The sequence below is a fragment of the Aromatoleum sp. genome, assembly GCF_036675785.1.
Lineage (GTDB): Bacteria > Pseudomonadota > Gammaproteobacteria > Burkholderiales > Rhodocyclaceae > Aromatoleum.
This window is the reverse complement of record NZ_JAKFEF010000085.1, coordinates 1-16,847: the sequence shown is the minus strand read 5'-3', so window position 1 is coordinate 16,847 and position 16,847 is coordinate 1. Positions and strand designations below refer to the sequence as shown.

The 16,847-nt window shown below is 68.7% G+C and carries 15 protein-coding genes and 1 pseudogene; 9 read left to right on the top strand and 7 right to left on the bottom strand.

Going from position 1 to position 16,847, the window contains the following annotated elements:
• Positions 1–38: 38 nt before the first annotated feature.
• The 3 genes from dapF to V6M37_RS18200 all read right to left on the bottom strand — a co-directional run bounded on the left by dapF (position 39) and on the right by V6M37_RS18200 (position 2,699).
• Complete coding sequence (gene dapF / locus V6M37_RS18210) at positions 39–869, bottom strand: diaminopimelate epimerase (protein ID WP_332675691.1); 831 nt, start codon at positions 867–869, stop codon at positions 39–41.
• 82 nt (positions 870–951) lie between these two features.
• On the bottom strand, positions 952–1,839 hold the full coding sequence (locus V6M37_RS18205; protein ID WP_332675690.1) for a lysophospholipid acyltransferase family protein: 888 nt from the start codon (positions 1,837–1,839) through the stop codon (positions 952–954).
• Positions 1,833–2,699: a lysophospholipid acyltransferase family protein gene (locus V6M37_RS18200; protein WP_332675689.1), complete on the bottom strand. Its 867-nt coding sequence runs from the start codon at positions 2,697–2,699 to the stop codon at positions 1,833–1,835. The genes V6M37_RS18205 and V6M37_RS18200 overlap by 7 nt, the downstream gene beginning before the upstream one ends.
• Positions 2,700–2,930: 231 nt before the next feature.
• On the opposite strand from V6M37_RS18200, the gene metK reads away from it, so the two are divergent.
• The 6 genes from metK (at position 2,931) to V6M37_RS18170 (ending at position 10,946) form a co-directional block, all read left to right on the top strand.
• Positions 2,931–4,097: a methionine adenosyltransferase gene (metK, locus tag V6M37_RS18195; RefSeq protein ID WP_332675688.1), complete on the top strand. Its 1,167-nt coding sequence runs from the start codon at positions 2,931–2,933 to the stop codon at positions 4,095–4,097.
• A gap of 285 nt (positions 4,098–4,382) precedes the next feature.
• Positions 4,383–6,005, top strand: a complete 1,623-nt coding sequence (locus tag V6M37_RS18190) for a sensor histidine kinase (RefSeq protein WP_332675687.1) — start codon at positions 4,383–4,385, stop codon at positions 6,003–6,005.
• 5 nt (positions 6,006–6,010) lie between these two features.
• Positions 6,011–6,655: a response regulator transcription factor gene (locus V6M37_RS18185; protein WP_332675686.1), complete on the top strand. Its 645-nt coding sequence runs from the start codon at positions 6,011–6,013 to the stop codon at positions 6,653–6,655.
• Between the two features lie 248 nt (positions 6,656–6,903).
• Positions 6,904–7,704, top strand: a complete 801-nt coding sequence (locus tag V6M37_RS18180; RefSeq protein ID WP_332675685.1) for a calcium-binding protein — start codon at positions 6,904–6,906, stop codon at positions 7,702–7,704.
• A gap of 120 nt (positions 7,705–7,824) precedes the next feature.
• The gene (locus V6M37_RS18175; RefSeq protein WP_332675684.1) at positions 7,825–9,561 is read left to right on the top strand and encodes a type I secretion system permease/ATPase; all 1,737 of its coding nucleotides are present in this window, start codon (positions 7,825–7,827) and stop codon (positions 9,559–9,561) included.
• Positions 9,558–10,946, top strand: coding sequence for an HlyD family type I secretion periplasmic adaptor subunit (locus V6M37_RS18170; protein WP_332675683.1), 1,389 nt, complete (start codon positions 9,558–9,560; stop codon positions 10,944–10,946). The genes V6M37_RS18175 and V6M37_RS18170 overlap by 4 nt, the downstream gene beginning before the upstream one ends.
• Before the next feature lie 93 nt (positions 10,947–11,039).
• Here the strand turns inward: V6M37_RS18170 and V6M37_RS18165 are convergent, their stop codons facing one another.
• Positions 11,040–12,104 carry a M48 family metalloprotease gene (locus tag V6M37_RS18165; protein WP_332675682.1) on the bottom strand — a complete coding sequence of 355 codons (1,065 nt, stop codon included), beginning with the start codon at positions 12,102–12,104 and terminating at the stop codon, positions 11,040–11,042.
• A 341-nt stretch (positions 12,105–12,445) separates the two neighbouring features.
• Between V6M37_RS18165 and V6M37_RS18160 the strand changes: the two genes are divergently transcribed.
• Positions 12,446–14,032 carry a DEAD/DEAH box helicase gene (locus V6M37_RS18160; protein ID WP_332675681.1) on the top strand — a complete coding sequence of 529 codons (1,587 nt, stop codon included), beginning with the start codon at positions 12,446–12,448 and terminating at the stop codon, positions 14,030–14,032.
• Between the two features lie 60 nt (positions 14,033–14,092).
• Here the strand turns inward: V6M37_RS18160 and rquA are convergent, their stop codons facing one another.
• Positions 14,093–14,812 carry a rhodoquinone biosynthesis methyltransferase RquA gene (gene rquA, locus V6M37_RS18155; protein WP_332675680.1) on the bottom strand — a complete coding sequence of 240 codons (720 nt, stop codon included), beginning with the start codon at positions 14,810–14,812 and terminating at the stop codon, positions 14,093–14,095.
• 42 nt (positions 14,813–14,854) lie between these two features.
• Here rquA and V6M37_RS18150 point away from each other — a divergent pair, with 42 nt between their 5' ends.
• Entirely contained in the window at positions 14,855–15,334 is a 480-nt protein-coding gene (locus V6M37_RS18150) for a ComEA family DNA-binding protein (RefSeq protein WP_332675679.1), read from the top strand.
• A 248-nt stretch (positions 15,335–15,582) separates the two neighbouring features.
• Here the strand turns inward: V6M37_RS18150 and V6M37_RS18145 are convergent, their stop codons facing one another.
• Both V6M37_RS18145 and V6M37_RS18140 read right to left on the bottom strand, forming a co-directional pair.
• The gene (locus tag V6M37_RS18145) at positions 15,583–16,200 is read right to left on the bottom strand and encodes a hypothetical protein (RefSeq protein ID WP_332675678.1); all 618 of its coding nucleotides are present in this window, start codon (positions 16,198–16,200) and stop codon (positions 15,583–15,585) included.
• A 121-nt stretch (positions 16,201–16,321) separates the two neighbouring features.
• The gene (locus V6M37_RS18140; protein WP_332675677.1) at positions 16,322–16,456 is read right to left on the bottom strand and encodes a hypothetical protein; all 135 of its coding nucleotides are present in this window, start codon (positions 16,454–16,456) and stop codon (positions 16,322–16,324) included.
• A 289-nt stretch (positions 16,457–16,745) separates the two neighbouring features.
• On the opposite strand from V6M37_RS18140, the pseudogene V6M37_RS18135 reads away from it, so the two are divergent.
• Positions 16,746–16,847 (top strand): annotated as a pseudogene (locus V6M37_RS18135) (YebC/PmpR family DNA-binding transcriptional regulator); the annotation flags it as partial.

The following is a 16,847-nucleotide window of genomic DNA, read 5'->3' as shown; positions in this document are numbered from 1 at the left end:
CGGTGACGGGCACGCGCCCGCGCCCGGCCGGAGTCGGATCAGAGTTCGATCTCGCCGTCGAAAACGGTCACCGCGGGACCGGTCATCAGGACGGGCTGTCCGCGGCCCGCCCACGTGATTTCGAGTTCGCCGCCGCGCGTCTCGACCCGCACCGGCGAGGTCAGCAATTCGCGCAGGATTCCGGCGACGACGGCGGCGCACGCGCCCGTCCCGCACGCGAGCGTCTCGCCGGCACCGCGCTCGAACACCCGCAAGCGGATGCGGTGCGCGTCGACGATCTGCATGAACCCCGCATTGACGCGCGCCGGAAAGCGCGGATGGTGCTCGATCAGCGGCCCCTGCGTTTCGACCGGCGCGGCCTCGACGTCGGCAACGACTTGCACCGCGTGCGGGTTGCCCATCGACACCGAGGTGATCGCGAGCGCTGCGCCCGCGACGTCGAGCGGCTGCACGACCGCGTCCGAGTCCGACACGAAGGGCACGCGCGCCGGCTCCAGCACCGGCACCGCCATGTCGACCGTGACCATCCCGTCGTCTTCGAGGCGCGGCGTGATGACGCCCGAGCGCGTCTCGACGCGGATTTCGCGCTTCGCGGTCAGCCCCTGCTCGTGCACGAAGCGCACGAAGCACCGGGCGCCGTTGCCGCATTGCTCGACCTCGCCACCGTCCGCGTTGAAGATGCGGTAGCGGAAATCGACGTCCGGGCGGGACGGCCGCTCGACGACCAGCAACTGGTCGCAGCCGACCCCGAAGTTGCGGTCCGCGAGGAAGCGGACCTGCTCGGGCGTGAGTTCGACCGGCTGACGGACCGCGTCGATGACGACGAAATCGTTGCCGAGTCCGTGCATCTTGGTGAAGCGCAGGCGCATGGGAAATGACCGGGAGCGGAGGCGAGTGAGCGGATTCTCGCGCAGCGTCCCCGGCGCGTCCAGCAGCGATTGCCGCAATGCGTCAATACGGCCGCGGCTCGCCGGGCGGGCGCGTCTTGAAGCGGCGATGGACCCAGTAATACTGCTCCGGCATCGTGCGCACGACCGACTCGATCCAGCGGTTCATCCGCGCGGTATCCGCGTCGGCATCGCGCGTCGGAAAATCGGGCCACGGCTCGCCGAACTCGGCGACGTAGCCCCGGCCGCCCGGCAGCATCCGCGTCACGCACGGCACGATCGCGGCGCCGGCGAGCCGGCCGAGCCGCGACAGGCCGGTGATCGTCGCCGCCGGCACGCCGAAGAACGGCACGAAGATCGCGTCCTTGCGGCCGTAGTCCATGTCCGGCAGGTAATAGAAAGGCCGGCCGGCCTTCATCGCCTTGACCGTCCCGCGCACCCCGTCCTGGCGCGACAGCAGCAATTGATCGCCGAAGCGGCTGCGCCCGCGGAACAGCCAGCGGTCGAAGACGCGGTTCTTTTGCCGCGCGTAGATGCTCACGCTGTCGAATTCCATCGCGACGCGCGAGCCGCCCATGTCGAGCCCGAGGAAATGCGGCGCGAGCAGGATCACCGGCCGCCCCGCGTCGAGCAGCGCCTGCAGTCGCTCAGCCCCTTCGACACGGATCAGGCGCTTGAGCCGCGCCTCGCTCGCCCACCACAGCAGCCCGCGTTCCAGGAGGCTGCGACCGAGGGCGCGAAAGTGCGCGCGCGCGAGGCGCCGCCGCGCCGGCAGATCGAGTTCGGGAAAGCACAGTCCGAGATTCACCATGACGATGCGGCGGCGGTTCGACGCGAACCGGTAGAACGATTCGCCGACGATCTGCCCGAGAACGGCCAGCACCGGCAGCGGCAGCCAGTGCAGCAGCCAGAACAGCACGACCCCGAGGTGGCTCGAGAGGCGGCTCAGCATGTCGCGTCTCCGGGCGGAGGGGGAACCCCGGCAGGCCGCTTGTAGCGGTTGTATCCCCACAGGTATTGCGACGGACATGCGAGGATCAGCCGCTCGATCTCGCGATTGATCAGCGCGCAGCGCTCGTCGAGCGAACCTTCGATCGGCTCGACCGGCTCGGACAGCCGCAGCACGTAGCCCGCGCCGCGCGGCAGCCGCTCCGTCCAGATCATGATCACCTTCACCCCTTTCACTTCCGAGAGTCGCGCCGCGAGCGTCATCGTCCAGGCAGGGCGCCCGAAAAACGGCGTCCACACGCCTTCACCCTGCCCCGGTGCCTGGTCGGGCAGCATGCCGACCATCTCGCCACTGCGTAGCGCCTTCACGAGCCGGCGCACGCCCGACACGTCCGCCGGCGCGACGCGGATCTCGCCGCGCGCGCGCCCCGCTTCCATCAGCGGCTGCAGCGCCTTCTTGCGCGGCGGACGATAAAGCACCGTGATCGGCCCATGCGTCGAGCAATACTGCGCGCACATTTCGAAGCAGCCGAGATGGGGCGTCAGCAGCAGGATGCTCCGCCCCTCGGCGCGCGCGCGCGCGATCAGCTCTTCGCCCTCGACGCGCACGATCCGCGATAGCACTTCGGGCTGCGGGCGCAGCCAGACGAACGGCAGCTCCAGTGCCTGCCTGCCCGCTTCGACGATCGCGGCCTCGCGCAGCGCCGGGTCGTCGCGCCCGACCGCCAAGGCGAGGTTGTCACGGAGGCGACGGGCGTACGACGGCGAAAATCGCCACGCGAGCCGTCCGGCTGCGGTGCCCAGCGCGTGCGCCCACGAAAGCGGCAACCAGGAGAGAAAACGGAAAAGGAGATTTACGATCACGGTCCACGCTGACGGCGGCGGACCGGGTCCGCGCAATTTGACCGTCAGGCCACAAAGCTTATAATTATCGCCCAGCCGCCGAGTTAATACGACAACTTGCAGGGCGGCGCCGCGAACGCACCTAACCGGTCGTGGCAAACAAGTACTGCTAAAGCGTCGCCTGCTCGACGAAATCCCCGGAGCCGGCCACGCCGGACAGCTTTGGGGATTTTCCGTTTTCAGGGGCAGTGCATGAGCCAGGAGTTCCTCTTCACTTCGGAATCCGTTTCCGAAGGCCATCCGGACAAGGTCGCCGACCAGGTCTCCGACGGCATCCTCGACGCAATCCTCACCGACGACCCGCACGCCCGCGTCGCGTGCGAGACGCTCGTCTCGACCGGCCTCGTCGTGATCTCCGGGGAAATCACGACCAGCGCCCACCCGAACTACAAGGAAATCGCGCAGGACGTCATCCGCCGCATCGGCTACGACAACTCCGAGATCGGCTTCGACTACAAGTCGTGCGCGATCCTGACCGCGATCAACCGCCAGTCCTCCGACATCGCGCAGGGCGTCAACGAAGGCGAAGGCATCGACCTCGATCAGGGCGCCGGCGACCAGGGGCTGATGTTCGGTTACGCGTGCAACGAGACGCCGTCGCTGATGCCGCTGCCGGTCTACTACGCGCACCGCATCATGCAGCGCCAGGCCGAGTTGCGGAAGGACGGCCGGCTCAACTGGCTGCGCCCCGACGCAAAGAGCCAGCTCACGGTGAAGTACGCCGATGGCAAGCCGGTCGCGATCGACACCGTCGTCGTGTCGACGCAGCACAGCCCGGACGTGTCGCACGCGCAGATCACGGAGCTGGTCGTCGAGGAGATCATCAAGCCGGTGCTGCCGAAAGAGCTGATCCAGGGCGAAGTGCGCTACCTGATCAACCCGACCGGCCGCTTCGTCATTGGCGGTCCGCACGGCGACTGCGGCCTGACCGGCCGCAAGATCATCGTCGACACCTACGGCGGCGCGGCACACCATGGCGGCGGCGCGTTCTCGGGCAAGGATCCGTCGAAGGTCGACCGCTCGGCCGCGTATGCCGGGCGCTGGGTCGCGAAGAACATCGTCGCGGCCGGTCTCGCCGAGCGCTGCGAAGTGCAGGTCGCGTACGCGATCGGCGTCGCGCGCCCGGTGTCGATGATGGTCGATACGTTCGGGACCGGCCGGATCAGCGACGAGCGCATCGTCGAACTCGTGCAGGCCCATTTCGACCTGCGGCCGAAGGCGATCATCCAGGACCTGAACCTGCTGCGCCCGATCTACAGCAAGACCGCCGCCTACGGCCACTTCGGCCGCGACGAGCCGGAATTCACGTGGGAATCGACCGACAAGGCTGCCGCGCTGCGGGCCGACGCGGGGCTGTAAGGATCTCGCCCGATGCCGGTGGCAGCGCCGCCGGCATCGAAACTCCCACCCGTGCATGCCGGCCGCCTCGGCGCGCATTGCCCGCTGGCGTGACGTAACACGCAGGCGATTCGAACGCCCTCTCCTATCCTCCTTTTCTCGAGCACTCGTCCGCAACCCGCTTCGGCCGCGGCGCGAGCGCCATAGGTTCGACCGCTGCCGGCGGTCACGGAATACGCGATCGCCGGCGCCTCGGCCGGTCGTATCGCCGTCGCGCGCCGGTGCGCGGCATCTCGGAGGGGACCGTTGACTAGAAATTCCCGGAGCACCGCGCCGCGCCCCGGCATCGCGAGCATGCCGCCGGAGGCGGCCTGCCGCGTGCTGATGGCATTGACGGGCATCGTCGTCCTGCAGCTCGATCCGCCGGACTTCACGATCGCGCCGCAGGCGACGCTGCCGCTGCTGCTCGCGTACCTCGCGTTCGCGATCCGGGCGCTCGTGCGCGAACAGCGCGGGGCGCCCCGCCATCCGGGCACCGCGTGGCTCGACCTCGGCTGGTGCCTCGCGCTGACCGCAGTCACCGGCGGGACGAGCAGCCTGCTGTTCTTCTTCCTGCTGCTGCCGATCGTGTCCCGGTCGTTCCGTGACGGGTTCGACGCGGGCTGGACGATGACCTGGGTGACGACCGCCGGCTTTCTTGTCGTCGGCCTGCCCACGTCGCCCGGCGGCATCCTCTTCGAATTCAACCGCGCGATGATCCGGCCGATCACGCTGCTGATCCTCGGCTACATCCTCGCGCGCGAAGGCGGCGCGCAGAAGCGCGCCCAGCGCAAGCTCGGGCTCCTCGCGCAGATCAACACGATCGCGAATCCGCGCTTCGGCGTCGACCGGACGCTCCTGAACGCGGCCGAACGCGTCCGCGACAGCTACGGCGCCGTCGAATGCCTGATCGTTCTCGCGCGCGACGCCGACGGCGACTGCGTCGTCGCGCGCAGCAATGCGAAACGATCCGCGATCGAAAAGCTTCCCGCCCCAGCCGCGGCTCCCCTGCTCGCGCTACCGCCCGACGCGCTCGTGCTGCATTCACCGACGGCCTTCGTGTGCGTCGGCTGCGCACCCGACGCGCTCGGCGAGCGATGCCGCGGGCTCGGCGACACGCTCGACGCCGCCGCGTTCGCAACCGTTCCGATCGGCTGCGATAGGGCGACGCGCGGTCGCATCTACGTTCTCGACGCGCGGCTACCGCAGTTCGACGAAGCCGAACTGGCGTTCCTCGCAGACGCCGCGCTGCACCTGCTGCACATCGTCGAAAAGGTCGATCTGCTCGATCGCCTCGCATCGCTCGCCGCGGAACGCGAACGCCGGCGCATCGCGCACGACTTGCATGATCTCGCGATCCAGCCCTACCTCGGCCTGCAGCTCGGGCTCGAAGCCGCGCTGCGCCGGCCGGGCAATTCCACGCAAACGACCGACGATCTGCGCGGCCTGCTGCAACTCGCCCACCAGGGCGCCGGCGAGCTGCGCCGGATGCTCGCGGGGCAACGCGCCACCGCAGCCGACGGGGATCTCATCCCCGAGTCGCTCGGCCGTCTCGCACAACAATATCGCGAGCACTTCGACATCGAGTTCCGCTTCGACGCCGAGCCCGGCGTACCCGTCAGCGACCGGCTCGCCGCCGATCTGCTCGCGATGATCGGCGAGGGCCTCAGCAACATCCGCCGGCACACGACGTCTCGCCGGGCGAGGCTGCGCCTCTTTCGCGACGGCGAGGACATCCGGCTGACCCTCGCGAACGAGCGCCGCGCGGGCAGCGAGACCGCGTTCATCCCGAAATCGATCCGCGACCGCGCGCAGGGCCTCGGGGGCGACGCGCGGGTCGAGCACGCCGACACCGGCGACACCATCGTGCACGTGCGTATTCCGCTATGAACGACATGACCATCGACGTTGCGATCATCGACGATCATCCGAGCATCACGTGGGGATTCGAACGCCTGATCGAAACGGAAATGCCGCGGATGCGGCCGGTCGGGAGCGCGCACGACCTCGCCGCGGGACGCGAGCTGCTGCAGCGGACCCTTCCCGACGTCGCGCTCCTCGACCTCGACCTCGACGGCGAGCGCGGCGCCGAGCTCATCACGGAATTCGCCGACACGCCGATCCGGTTTCTCGTGCTGACGGGACTGCGCGACGAGGGGATGCGCCGGCAGGCGATGCACGCGGGTGCCCGCGGCGTGCTCGGAAAGCACGAGCGGCCCGAGACGATCGTGCGCGCGATCGACCGCGTCCATGCAGGCGAGCTATGGCTCGATCGCACGAGCACCGGCAATCTCGTCGACGTGCTGCGCCGCCAGGCCCACCCGACGCCCGACCCGTTCGCATCGTTGACCCCGCGGGAGCGCCAGATCGTCGCCGTCGTCCTCGAATACAACGGCGTGCCGAACAAGAAGATCGCCGACGTCCTCGGCATCGGCGAAAACACGCTGCGCAACGCCCTCTCGACGATCTACTCGAAGACCGGCGCCGCGAACCGCCTGCAGCTCTTCGCCCTCGCCCTGCGCCACCCGCCGAAACCCTGAGTGCCCGTGCGCTTTGTCACGCCGGGCGCACAAGACATTATAAGTGTCACGCATCCGGAGTGACGGGGCTAACTGCCGGGAAAACCGGCTGCCGCTTAGCATTATTCCAGCGCGATCGGGCAGCACGCCGGCGCGAAAGGCGAAGCCGCCGATGAAGCGGTTTCATGGAACGAGCGGCTAGACGGCGCCCGATCGATCTACTCGAAGGCAGGGACCGTCCACCGGAAGCGACCAGGGGGGAAATGGAAATGGCTGAATATTTCGGCGGCACCGGCGAACAAACCTTGACCGGCAGCGACGGCAACGACCTGATGAACGGCGGCAATGGCAACGACGTGCTGTATGGCGGCGCGGGCGATGACGTGCTCGGCGTCGTCGCGACGGTCGCGGAGAACGGCAACGACGCCCTCTACGGCGAAGCCGGCAACGACAGCCTCGACGGCGGCAATGGCAACGACACGCTCGTCGGCGGCCCCGGGGACGACACCTTGACCGGTGGCTCGGGCGACGACACGTTCGCCTTCAACTTCACCGTCACGAGCGGCTCGCAACTGACGACCGTCTACTTCCGCGACGGCGACGCGCCGAGCCTGAACGCGGACTATAAGGCCTGGTACAACTACGACACGCAGCTCGACGCGTGGCGCGCCGAGCTGGACAACCTGTATGGTGGCGACCTCGACGCCGGCGAGACCTACGACGTGGATATCACGGTCAATGGCGGCACGGTCAAGAAGCCGATCTACTCGACCGCGAACTTCACGGGCGACAACAGCTACGCCTACTACGAGACGACGACGAAGGCCACGATCGAAGGCGAAGGCACCGACGTCGTGCTCGACTGGGCCGCCAAGGGCGCCGACAAGCTGGTGCTCAACGGTCTTAGCGACAACGCAACGGACGCCGCCTACTGGGGCAATTTCCTGACCTCGGACACCCTCACCGACGGCAAGACGGTCATCAGCTTCGACGGCGGCTCGATCACGCTGGTCGGCACCGACGCGTCGCTCGCCGACCTCGTCGCCGGCGGCTACGTCCAGTTCGGTTGATCGGCCGCGCACCTATTCACGGCCCGATCGATTTTCGGGCGGGGGCCCGGACAGAGCGATCAGCCCGGGCTCTTTTTTCGCGTACGATCATGCGCTTACAGACGCAATCCGGGCGGCATCATGAGCGGAACTTCCAGCGCGGGTAGCGGGGAACTGAGCGGGACGATTCGCGCCTTCAGGAACGCCTTCCTCGCCGTCGGCAGCTTCAGCTTCGTCACGAACCTGCTGATGCTGATGCCGGCGGTCTACATGCTGCAGATCTACGACCGCGTGCTCGCGAGCCGCAACGAAGCCACGCTGTTGATGCTGACCCTGATCATGCTCGGCCTCTATACGCTCGAAGCGGCGCTCGAACTCGTGCGGGCGCGGATCCTGATCCGGGCGAGCTCGGCGCTCGACCTGCGGCTCGGCAGCCGGGTGTTCGACGCGTCGTTCCGGCGCTATCTCGCGTCGCGCAGCGGCAACCCGTCGCAGGCGCTCGCGGACCTGACGAACGTTCGCCAGTTCCTCACCGGCAAAGGTCTGTTCGCGTTCTTCGATGCGCCGTGGGCGCCGATCTACCTCTTCGTGATCTTCCTGCTCAGCCCGTGGCTCGGCGTGTTCGCGGCGGTGTCGATGCTGCTGCTCGTCGCGCTCGCGTACCTCAACGAGCGCGTCACCGCGGGCCGGCTGAGCGAAGCGGGCAAGCTCGCGCAGGCGGCCGGCAACTATGCGAGCAACAGCCTGCGCAATGTCGAAGTGATCGAGGCGATGGGCATGCTGCCGAATCTTCGCCGGCGCTGGTTCACCCGGCAGGTGCGCGTGCTGAATCTTCAGGCCGACGCGAGCGAACGCGCCGCGCTCGTCACTGCCGCAAGCAAGTTCATCCGCCTGACGACGCAGTCGGGCATCCTCGGCGTCGGCGCGCTGCTGGTGCTCGAAAACCAGCTGAGCGCCGGCGGCATGATCGCGGGCTCGATACTGCTCGGCCGCGCGCTTGCGCCGGTCGATCTGGCCATCGGGACGTGGCGCGGCACCGTCTCGGCGCGGGGCGCATACGCACGCCTGAGCGAGTTGCTCGACGCGAATCCGTCGCCGGTCGAGCGCACCGCGCTGCCGCGGCCGAAAGGTTTCGTGCAGGCGGAAAACCTTGTGCTCGCCTCGCCGGGCAGCCGAGTGCCGATCCTCAAGGGCGTCACGTTCGGCGCCTCGCCCGGCATGCTTATCGCAGTCGTAGGCGCGAGCGCGTCGGGCAAGTCGAGCCTCGCGCGCGGCCTCGTCGGCGTCTGGCCCCCGCTCGGCGGCACGGTCCGGCTCGACGGCGCCGACGTGACGAAGTGGGACAAGGAAGAGCTCGGCCCGTGGGTCGGCTATCTGCCGCAGGACGTCGAGCTCTTCGAGGGCACGATCGCCGAGAACATCGCGCGTTTCGGCGAACGCAATTCCGAGAAGGTCGTGCAGGCGGCGCGGCGTGCCGGCGTCCATGACATAATCCTGCGCCTCCCAGAAGGCTACGAGACGCCGATCGGCGAGGGCGGCATCGCGCTGTCGGGCGGGCAGCGCCAGCGCATCGCGCTCGCCCGCGCGCTGTACGGCGACCCGGCGCTCGTCGTGCTCGACGAGCCGAACGCGAATCTCGACGAGGCGGGCGACGCCGCGCTGCTCGAAGCGCTGCAGCAGATGAAGCGCGAAGCGCGAACGGTGTTCGTGATGACACATCGCCTCAACATCCTCAACGTCGCCGACGCGGTGATGATCCTCGCGGGCGGTGCGATCAAGGCGTACGGTCCGCGCGACGCGGTGTTGACGACCGTGCCGGGGCTCGCGCGGGCGGCCGAGGGGCGCAACAGGCCGCTCGCGAAGGAGGAGGCGGCGTGAGCGTCGATTTCCCGCCGGCGAAGCACGACCGCGAGACGCATGTCAGCGGGACATTTCCCGACGTCATCGAACTACAGGCGGCCGAGGCCGTCGCATTGCCGGACACCGACTACGGGCGTGTCGTCCGGCTCGGGCTGTGGCTGCTCGGGGTCGGCTTCGGCGGCTTTCTCGTCTGGGCGTTTCTCGCGCCGCTCGACGAGGGCATCCCGGCCGCCGGCATCGTCTCGGTCGAATCGAGCCGCAAGCGCATCGACCATCCGAACGGCGGCATCGTCGAAGCGATCCTGGTGCGCGACGGGCAGCCGGTGACGGTCGGCGATGCGCTCGTCGTATTGAACGAAACACAGTCGAAATCGGCGCTCGACGCGACGCTGAGCCAGTACCGCACGGCGCTCGCGACGCTCGCCCGCCTGCAGGCCGAGCGCGGCGCCGCCCCCGCGGTCGCGTTCGCACCCGAACTCGCCGCCGCCGCGGCCGAGCCCGAAGTCGCGGCCGCGATGCGCGCACAGGAGGACCTGTTCCGCTCGCGCCGCCGTGCGCTCGACGGCGAGCTGCGGATTCTCCGCGAGTCGGCGCTCGGCCTCGAAACGCAGCTCGCGAGCCTGTCGCAGCTCAGGGCGGGGCGCGAGAAGCAGATCGCGCTGTTCCGCGAGCAGCTCGACTCGTACGAGAAGCTGAAAGAGCGCGGCTTCCTGTCGCGCAACCACGTGATCGAAGTCGAGCGCCAGCTCGCCGAGGTGCAGAGCAAGCAGAGCGAGGATCTTTCGAACATCTCGGGCATCAACGCGCGGCTCGCGGAATTCCGCATGCGCGGCGCGCAGCGCGAAGTCGAATACCGCCGCGAAGTCGAAACGCAGCTCGCCGAGACGCAGCGCGACGTCGCGACGCTCGGCGAGCGGCTGACCGCGCAGCGCGACACGTTCGACCGCCTCGCGATCCGGGCGCCGGTGTCGGGCACCGTCGTCGACCTCGCGGTCCACACCGTCGGCGGCGTCGTGAAGCCGGGCGACCGCCTCCTCGACATCGTCCCGGACGACGACGAGCTGATCGTCGAGGCGAAGGTCGCGCCACAGTATGCCGACCGCCTGCGCGTGGGCCTGCCGGCCGACGTGCATCTCGACGCCTATGCCGATCGCGCGCAACAACCGCTGGTGACCGGCGAGGTCGCGGTCGTGTCGGCCGATGCGCTCGTCGATCCGCAGGCCGGGCAGCCTTACTACGCGGTGCGCGTGTCGGTGCCGCGGTCCGAGCTCGGCAAGCTCGGCGACCTCCGCCTCGCGCCCGGCATGCTCGCGACGGTGATGCTCCGTGTCGGCGAGCGCTCGCTCGCCGCCTATCTCGCGCGGCCGCTCCTGCGTCGCTTCAAGACCGCGATGACCGAATGAGCCCGCGCGGTCCGCTCCGCTTCGACGCCCGGCCGGCGCACGAAGCGAGCAGCGCGACAACCCGGGAACGTCTGCGCACGTCGAGACGCGGGTTCAGACGAGCCGCGACAGCTGGTAGGCGCGGCGCCACGCGGTGCGGGACCCCTGCCACCATGCGCGATCGAAGACCAGCGACAGAGCCGGCAGCAGCGGCGCGAGATAGGCGTCCGCGGCAGTGACCTGCTCGCCGCGCGAAACCGACGGACCGACGCGGAGCGCTGCCAGCCGCTCGACGAGCGACGGATGGAAATCGGGCGTGAAACCGCCGTCGTCGAACAGTTCGCGGATGTCGACCGCACCCGGCAGCGGGCGGCGGAAGCCCGCCATCACGCCGAGCCCCATCTCGCGGTACGGCCGGATCGAGGGCTGGGGCTGGAGGCGGCTCTGTGCCATGACCTTGCGCCAGTAATCCTCGCTCAGAAAGCGCTCCTTCAGCGCCACTTCGACCAGGGCTTCGCCGACCAGCCCGGCACCGACCGCGCGCGCGGCCCCCGCGTCCGCCTCGAACTCGTCGAGGCGCGCGAGCCGCAGCGCGCCGCGCAGGTCGACCTCCGACCAGCGCTCGAGCACTCGGCCGAACCACCGCGTGTCGGCGATGCACCGGTCGAGGACGCGGAACCACCACGCGCGAAAGTGGCTCCACCACGCCGCGGCGCCCTGGCGCTGGTACGCGAGGTGAGCGAATTCGTGCGCGAGAATCGCGCTGAACTGGCGCCGTGACACGCTGTGCGCGAGCGGCAGGCCGATGATGAGGTGGCTTTCCATCGGGCCGAAACAGCCCCACCGGGGGCGCTGCAGGATCGCCGCGTTCATGTCGCCGCCGATCCAGATCGCGTCGACCGCGGCGCTGCCGAGGCGGCTGCCGATGCGCCGGACCATGCGATGCAGCGGTCGGGCGGCTTCGTAGGGCACGCACACGCCGCCGGGACAGGGCGCGGGCGCCGACAGCCACAGCAGGCAGCGCACGGCCAATGCGACCGACAGCAGGAAGCCGACCGCCGAAATCACCGCGACCCCCACCGCCCCCTGGGTCAGCGCACTCCACGCACTGGCCGCGGACCAGATCGCGCCCGCCCCAAGCGCGAGCGCGAGCAGCGCGAAGCCACACAGTCCGATCACTGCGCGCAAACCGAGAACGAAGGCCAAGCGGCCGCGAGCCCGCGCAACGCGGGAACGGAGTGGATGCATCAGCGGCGTCCGTAAAGCCATCAAACGAACAGGGACTATACCTGCGCGGCGCTTCCGAAACATTACACCTTGGTGATAAGGACGCGATCTTCCTCACCGCCGCGAAAGAATTTCGCTGCGCGCGCACGATAGCCCGTACAATGCAGCCTTCCGCGAGCCCAGCCAATCGGCCGCGGCCCCATCCCAACGACCGTTCCGGTCCACTTTTCCCGCCCGCCTCGATTGGTGTCACTCAGCTTGAGCGACAGGCCGTCGCTGGAGCAATTTTCTCGATGACATCAGACGTCACTTTCGCCGGTCTCGGACTGGCCGAACCCCTGCTGCGCGCCATTTCCGACTCGGGCTACACGACGCCGACGCCGATCCAGGCGCAGGCGATCCCGCTCGTGCTCGCCGGCGGCGACTTGCTCGCGGCCGCGCAGACCGGCACCGGCAAGACCGCCGGCTTCACGCTGCCGGTCCTGCACCGCCTTTCCGCCGCCCCCGCGGCGAACGCGAAGGCGGGCCGCCCGCGCTGCCTGATCCTCACGCCGACCCGCGAACTCGCGGCCCAGGTCGAGGAATCGGTGCAGACCTACGGCAAGCATCTGCCGCTGACTTCGATGGTGATGTTCGGCGGCGTCGGCATCAACCCGCAGATCCAGGCGCTGAAAAAGCGCGTCGATATCCTCGTCGCGACGCCCGGGCGGCTGCTCGATCACGTCGGGCAGAAGACGCTCGACCTGTCGGGCGTCGAGATTCTCGTTCTCGACGAAGCCGACCGCATGCTCGACATGGGTTTCATCCGCGACATCCGCAAGGTGCTCGCGCTGTTGCCGAAGCACCGGCAGAACCTCCTATTCTCCGCGACCTTCTCCGACGAGATCCGCGCGCTCGCGAACGGCCTGCTGCACAACCCGGGCTGCGTCGAAGTCGCGCGACGCAATACCGCATCCGAACTCGTGCAGCAGTCGGTCTATTCGATCGCGCAGAAACAGAAACGCGACCTCCTCGTGCATCTCGTCAAACAGAACGACTGGCACCAGGTGCTGGTCTTCACCCGCACGAAGCACGGCGCGAACAAGCTCGCCGAGTATCTCGCCAAGCACGGCATCCCGGCGGCCGCGATCCACGGCAACAAGAGCCAGTCGGCGCGCACGCGCGCGCTCGCGCAGTTCAAGGACGGCTCGCTGCCGGTGCTGGTCGCGACCGACATCGCCGCGCGCGGGCTCGATATCGACCAGTTGCCGCATGTCGTGAATTTCGAGCTGCCGAACGTCCCCGAGGACTACGTGCACCGCATCGGCCGCACCGGTCGTGCCGGATCGAGCGGCGCAGCGATCTCGTTCGTCGACTCGGAGGAGCGCCAGCATCTCGCGTCGATCGAGCGGCTGATCAAGCGGACGATCGAACGCGAACCGGTGCCCGCGTTCGCGACCCTCGCGACCGAGGCCGACACCGATGCGCGCCCGCCGCGCCCGCAGACGCGGCGGAACGACGGTGGCGCCGCGCGCCAGCCTCGCGGCGAGCGTCCGGTGCCACGCCAAGCCGCCCACGGCTCGCCGGAGCGGGCGAGCGGACGGGCGCGAACCGGCGCGCCGGCCGGGGACCGCGGCCCGCGCGGCAATGGCGACGTCGACGGCAATCGCGGGCCGCGCCGCACCGACGCCGACAGCAAGAGCGCTCCCCGCGACGGCAATCGCGGGGCGTCGCCGAGGGCCGACGTCGATGGCAACCGCGCGCCGCGCAACCGCGACACGAACGGCCAGGGCGCCGGGCGTCAGGCCGATGCGGGCGCCGGACAGCGCACGAACGTCTCGCGACAGCCGGCGCAGCGCGCCGCGCTCTTCAATGCGAAACGCGGCGATCGCGACGAGTGATCCCTGGCCGATGACACGCCCGGCCGGGAAAACCGGCTGCGGCGGTCGGTCGGGCGCGCGTCAGCCGCGGCGCACGCCGACGAGTTTTTGATAAAGACCACCGAAACAGGTGGTCTTTTTCCATTCGAAGTCCGCGGCCCGCGGCGAACGCGACTCGATGTTGCGCTCGAACAGCGACGGCGCGTAGGGCTCGAGCCAGCGGAATACCGCCCGCATCACCGGGGCCAGCGGATGCCAGCGCCGCGGGCGATGGTAGTCGACGAAGACGATTTTTCCGCGCGGCCGGACCGCGCCGAGCAGATTGTCCACGACCCGCCGCCGTTCCTTCTCCGGCATCTCGTGCAGCAGGAAGAAGCAGCACACCGCGTCATGACTGTCGGCGCGGAGACAACCCGGCAGCGACAGATCCGCCTGACGCAGTACGACGTGGTCCAACCCGGCGAGCTTTCGCCGCGCGTTGGCGATCTGCAATGCGGCGACGTCGACGATTTCCAGCGCTCCGGACGCGCCGACCCGCTCCGCGAGCATCCGTGAAAACGCGCCGTAGACGCACGCCGCCTGCAGTACGCACTGCCCCGCGGAAAACTCGGCGACGGCGTCGCGCATCAGGCGGTTCGCGTTTCCCCACAGGATCGCGGAAACGACCGCGGGCCGGTCAAGCAAGCCCAAGGTCCGGGGGTTCAGGTAGGCCCAGGTGTAGGTCCGGCTGAGGTATTTCGGTATTCCGACGCCGTCGGCCATCGGACGCAGTGCGGCGCGGAGCGGGGGATCTCGGGGCATCGGTTCCATGCCGCCGAGCATAGCTCAGGCATCCAATCGGCGGTGCGTGAATACTTCCCCCGAGCGGCCATCTCGTCCGATCTTCCGCCGGGCGCGATCGACGACAGCGCTTTCGCCCCCCCGGGACGTGCCGCTCGCTACGCCTTCGCAAAAATGCTATTGACATTTTCAGGCCGCCGTCGTGAAAATGCCTGCGCCATATGGCATTCATTCTCCGGAGACATCAACGTGATCAGACTGCTTCGTTCGCTGGTTTTCGCCGTTGCCCTTTCCCCGCTGGCAGCGCTCGCGACCCCGGTCGATATCAACACCGCCGACGCGACCGCACTCGAAGAAGTAAAGGGAATCGGCCCCGCGCGTGCCAAGGCGATCGTGGAATACCGCACGGCGAACGGACCGTTCGCGAGCGTCGACGACCTGACGAAAGTCTCTGGTATCGGCGACAAATCGGTGAATCAGCTGCGTGACCAGGTCACGGTCGGCGCAGCGAAGAAGCCGGCGGCGAAAGCGAAGGCGAAGTAAGGGAGGGGACATCGGCGGGGCCCCGCAGCGGCCTCGCCCTCCCGGGGAAAGTTTCCGCGATGCGCGACGACGGGTTGTGTCGCGTTTTCCGCGGTTGCCGTCCGTCATCGGTGCTGAAAGCGGCAACCGGATCCGGTTCGGTCCGAGCTTTTCGAAGCCCTGCCACCCGGATCGACCGGTTCAGTGCGAACGGTTGTGTCTGGTTGCCGCTTTACCGGGCCGGCCGCGCGTTCTCGTGCGCAGACGTCTCACCACAGGGAGCGTGTGTCGAGCCAGGTCACCCGTGCACCGCGCCGCCGCGCCTCGCTGTACATGTGAGCGGTGCCGCCCGCGCCGTCGGCGCCGCCGCCGTTCCACAGACACAGGAAGTGCAGTTTGTCCGCGCCCCACGTCATCGCCATATGCAGCAGCCAAAGGTTGCAGCGTTCATACGGGCCCGCTTTCTCCGGAATGCGGAAGCCCGCCGGCAGTTCGAGATCGGCGGGCATGACCTGCGGCGGAATCGCGAGCCGCGACTTCAGCGCGTGATAGCGCTCGCACCATTGCCTGCCGTCGGCCGACGGCAGGATCGACGAGCGGATGAACTCGGGTTCGGCGAACGGCAACAGCATCTGCAGGCGCAACCCGCGGGCGAGACACGCTTCGAGAAACAGCAGGTCGCCCCCGCTGGCGCCCTGGGCCAGCGCGAGGTCGCTTGGACCCGCGCCCCACGCGTCGAGCGCCGCGCCGATGCCCGCGGCGGCAATCGCCTCGCTTCGCGGCGGAAAGCGCGGCGTGCGGCGATCGGGCGCGTCGATCCGGTGCCCGCTGAACAGGAATACCCGATCCGGTACGAAAGATGACGATGGGTCGGTGTCAGGGTTCAAGTCGAAAGTCCTCCTTGAGCGGATTCGGGTTCCGCGGCTCCGCCACCCGGCATGCACGCTGCGGGCGGAGCCGCGGGGAGTCGGGAACGCGCCGAGCCGGGCCACAGCGGCGCGTACGGCGTCATGCGATCACCGGAAGTCGCACAGGCTCGTGCTTGTAACGGATCTCCGCGACGCCGCGGTCGTTCCGCGCCTCGGCGACGGTGGCGAGCGTCGCGTCGGAAATCGCGCGGACCAGTGCGCCAGTCGTATCCACGCAACCGCCGTAAGTCGTCTGTCCTTGCGCGGACGCCTGAACAGCGAAAAGCGCAAGAAACGCCGGCAAGAGGTACAGCGACAACGTTTCGTCATCGCGGATCGGCGACGTACGCCCGCAGCCGGAGGGACCGCGCCGCGGGGTACGCGAAGAATGACATCGACAAAAAGGCCGCCACTGTACCAGACGCAGGGCGCAAACGGCTGCACTCGGATGCGGGGCGCCGCGCCCGACCCGCCTGTATAATCCCGCCCATTTCCAATCGTTTATCGGAAGTATCGGGGATTCTATGGCGGGTCATTCGAAATGGGCCAACATCCAGCACCGCAAGGGTCGTCAGGACGCGAAGCGGGGCAAGGTCTTCACCAAACTGATCAAGGAGATCACGGTC

Bases quoted from the DNA above. Each gene is read 5' to 3' on its own strand.
- dapF (WP_332675691.1), bottom strand. From the start codon at position 869: ATGCGCCTGCGCTTCACCAAGATGCACGGACTCGGCAACGATTTCGTC.
- V6M37_RS18205 (WP_332675690.1), bottom strand. From the start codon at position 1,839: ATGCTGAGCCGCCTCTCGAGCCACCTCGGGGTCGTGCTGTTCTGGCTG.
- metK (WP_332675688.1), top strand. From the start codon at position 2,931: ATGAGCCAGGAGTTCCTCTTCACTTCGGAATCCGTTTCCGAAGGCCAT.
- V6M37_RS18185 (WP_332675686.1), top strand. From the start codon at position 6,011: ATGACCATCGACGTTGCGATCATCGACGATCATCCGAGCATCACGTGG.
- V6M37_RS18180 (WP_332675685.1), top strand. From the start codon at position 6,904: ATGGCTGAATATTTCGGCGGCACCGGCGAACAAACCTTGACCGGCAGC.
- V6M37_RS18175 (WP_332675684.1), top strand. From the start codon at position 7,825: ATGAGCGGAACTTCCAGCGCGGGTAGCGGGGAACTGAGCGGGACGATT.
- V6M37_RS18160 (WP_332675681.1), top strand. From the start codon at position 12,446: ATGACATCAGACGTCACTTTCGCCGGTCTCGGACTGGCCGAACCCCTG.
- rquA (WP_332675680.1), bottom strand. From the start codon at position 14,812: ATGCCCCGAGATCCCCCGCTCCGCGCCGCACTGCGTCCGATGGCCGAC.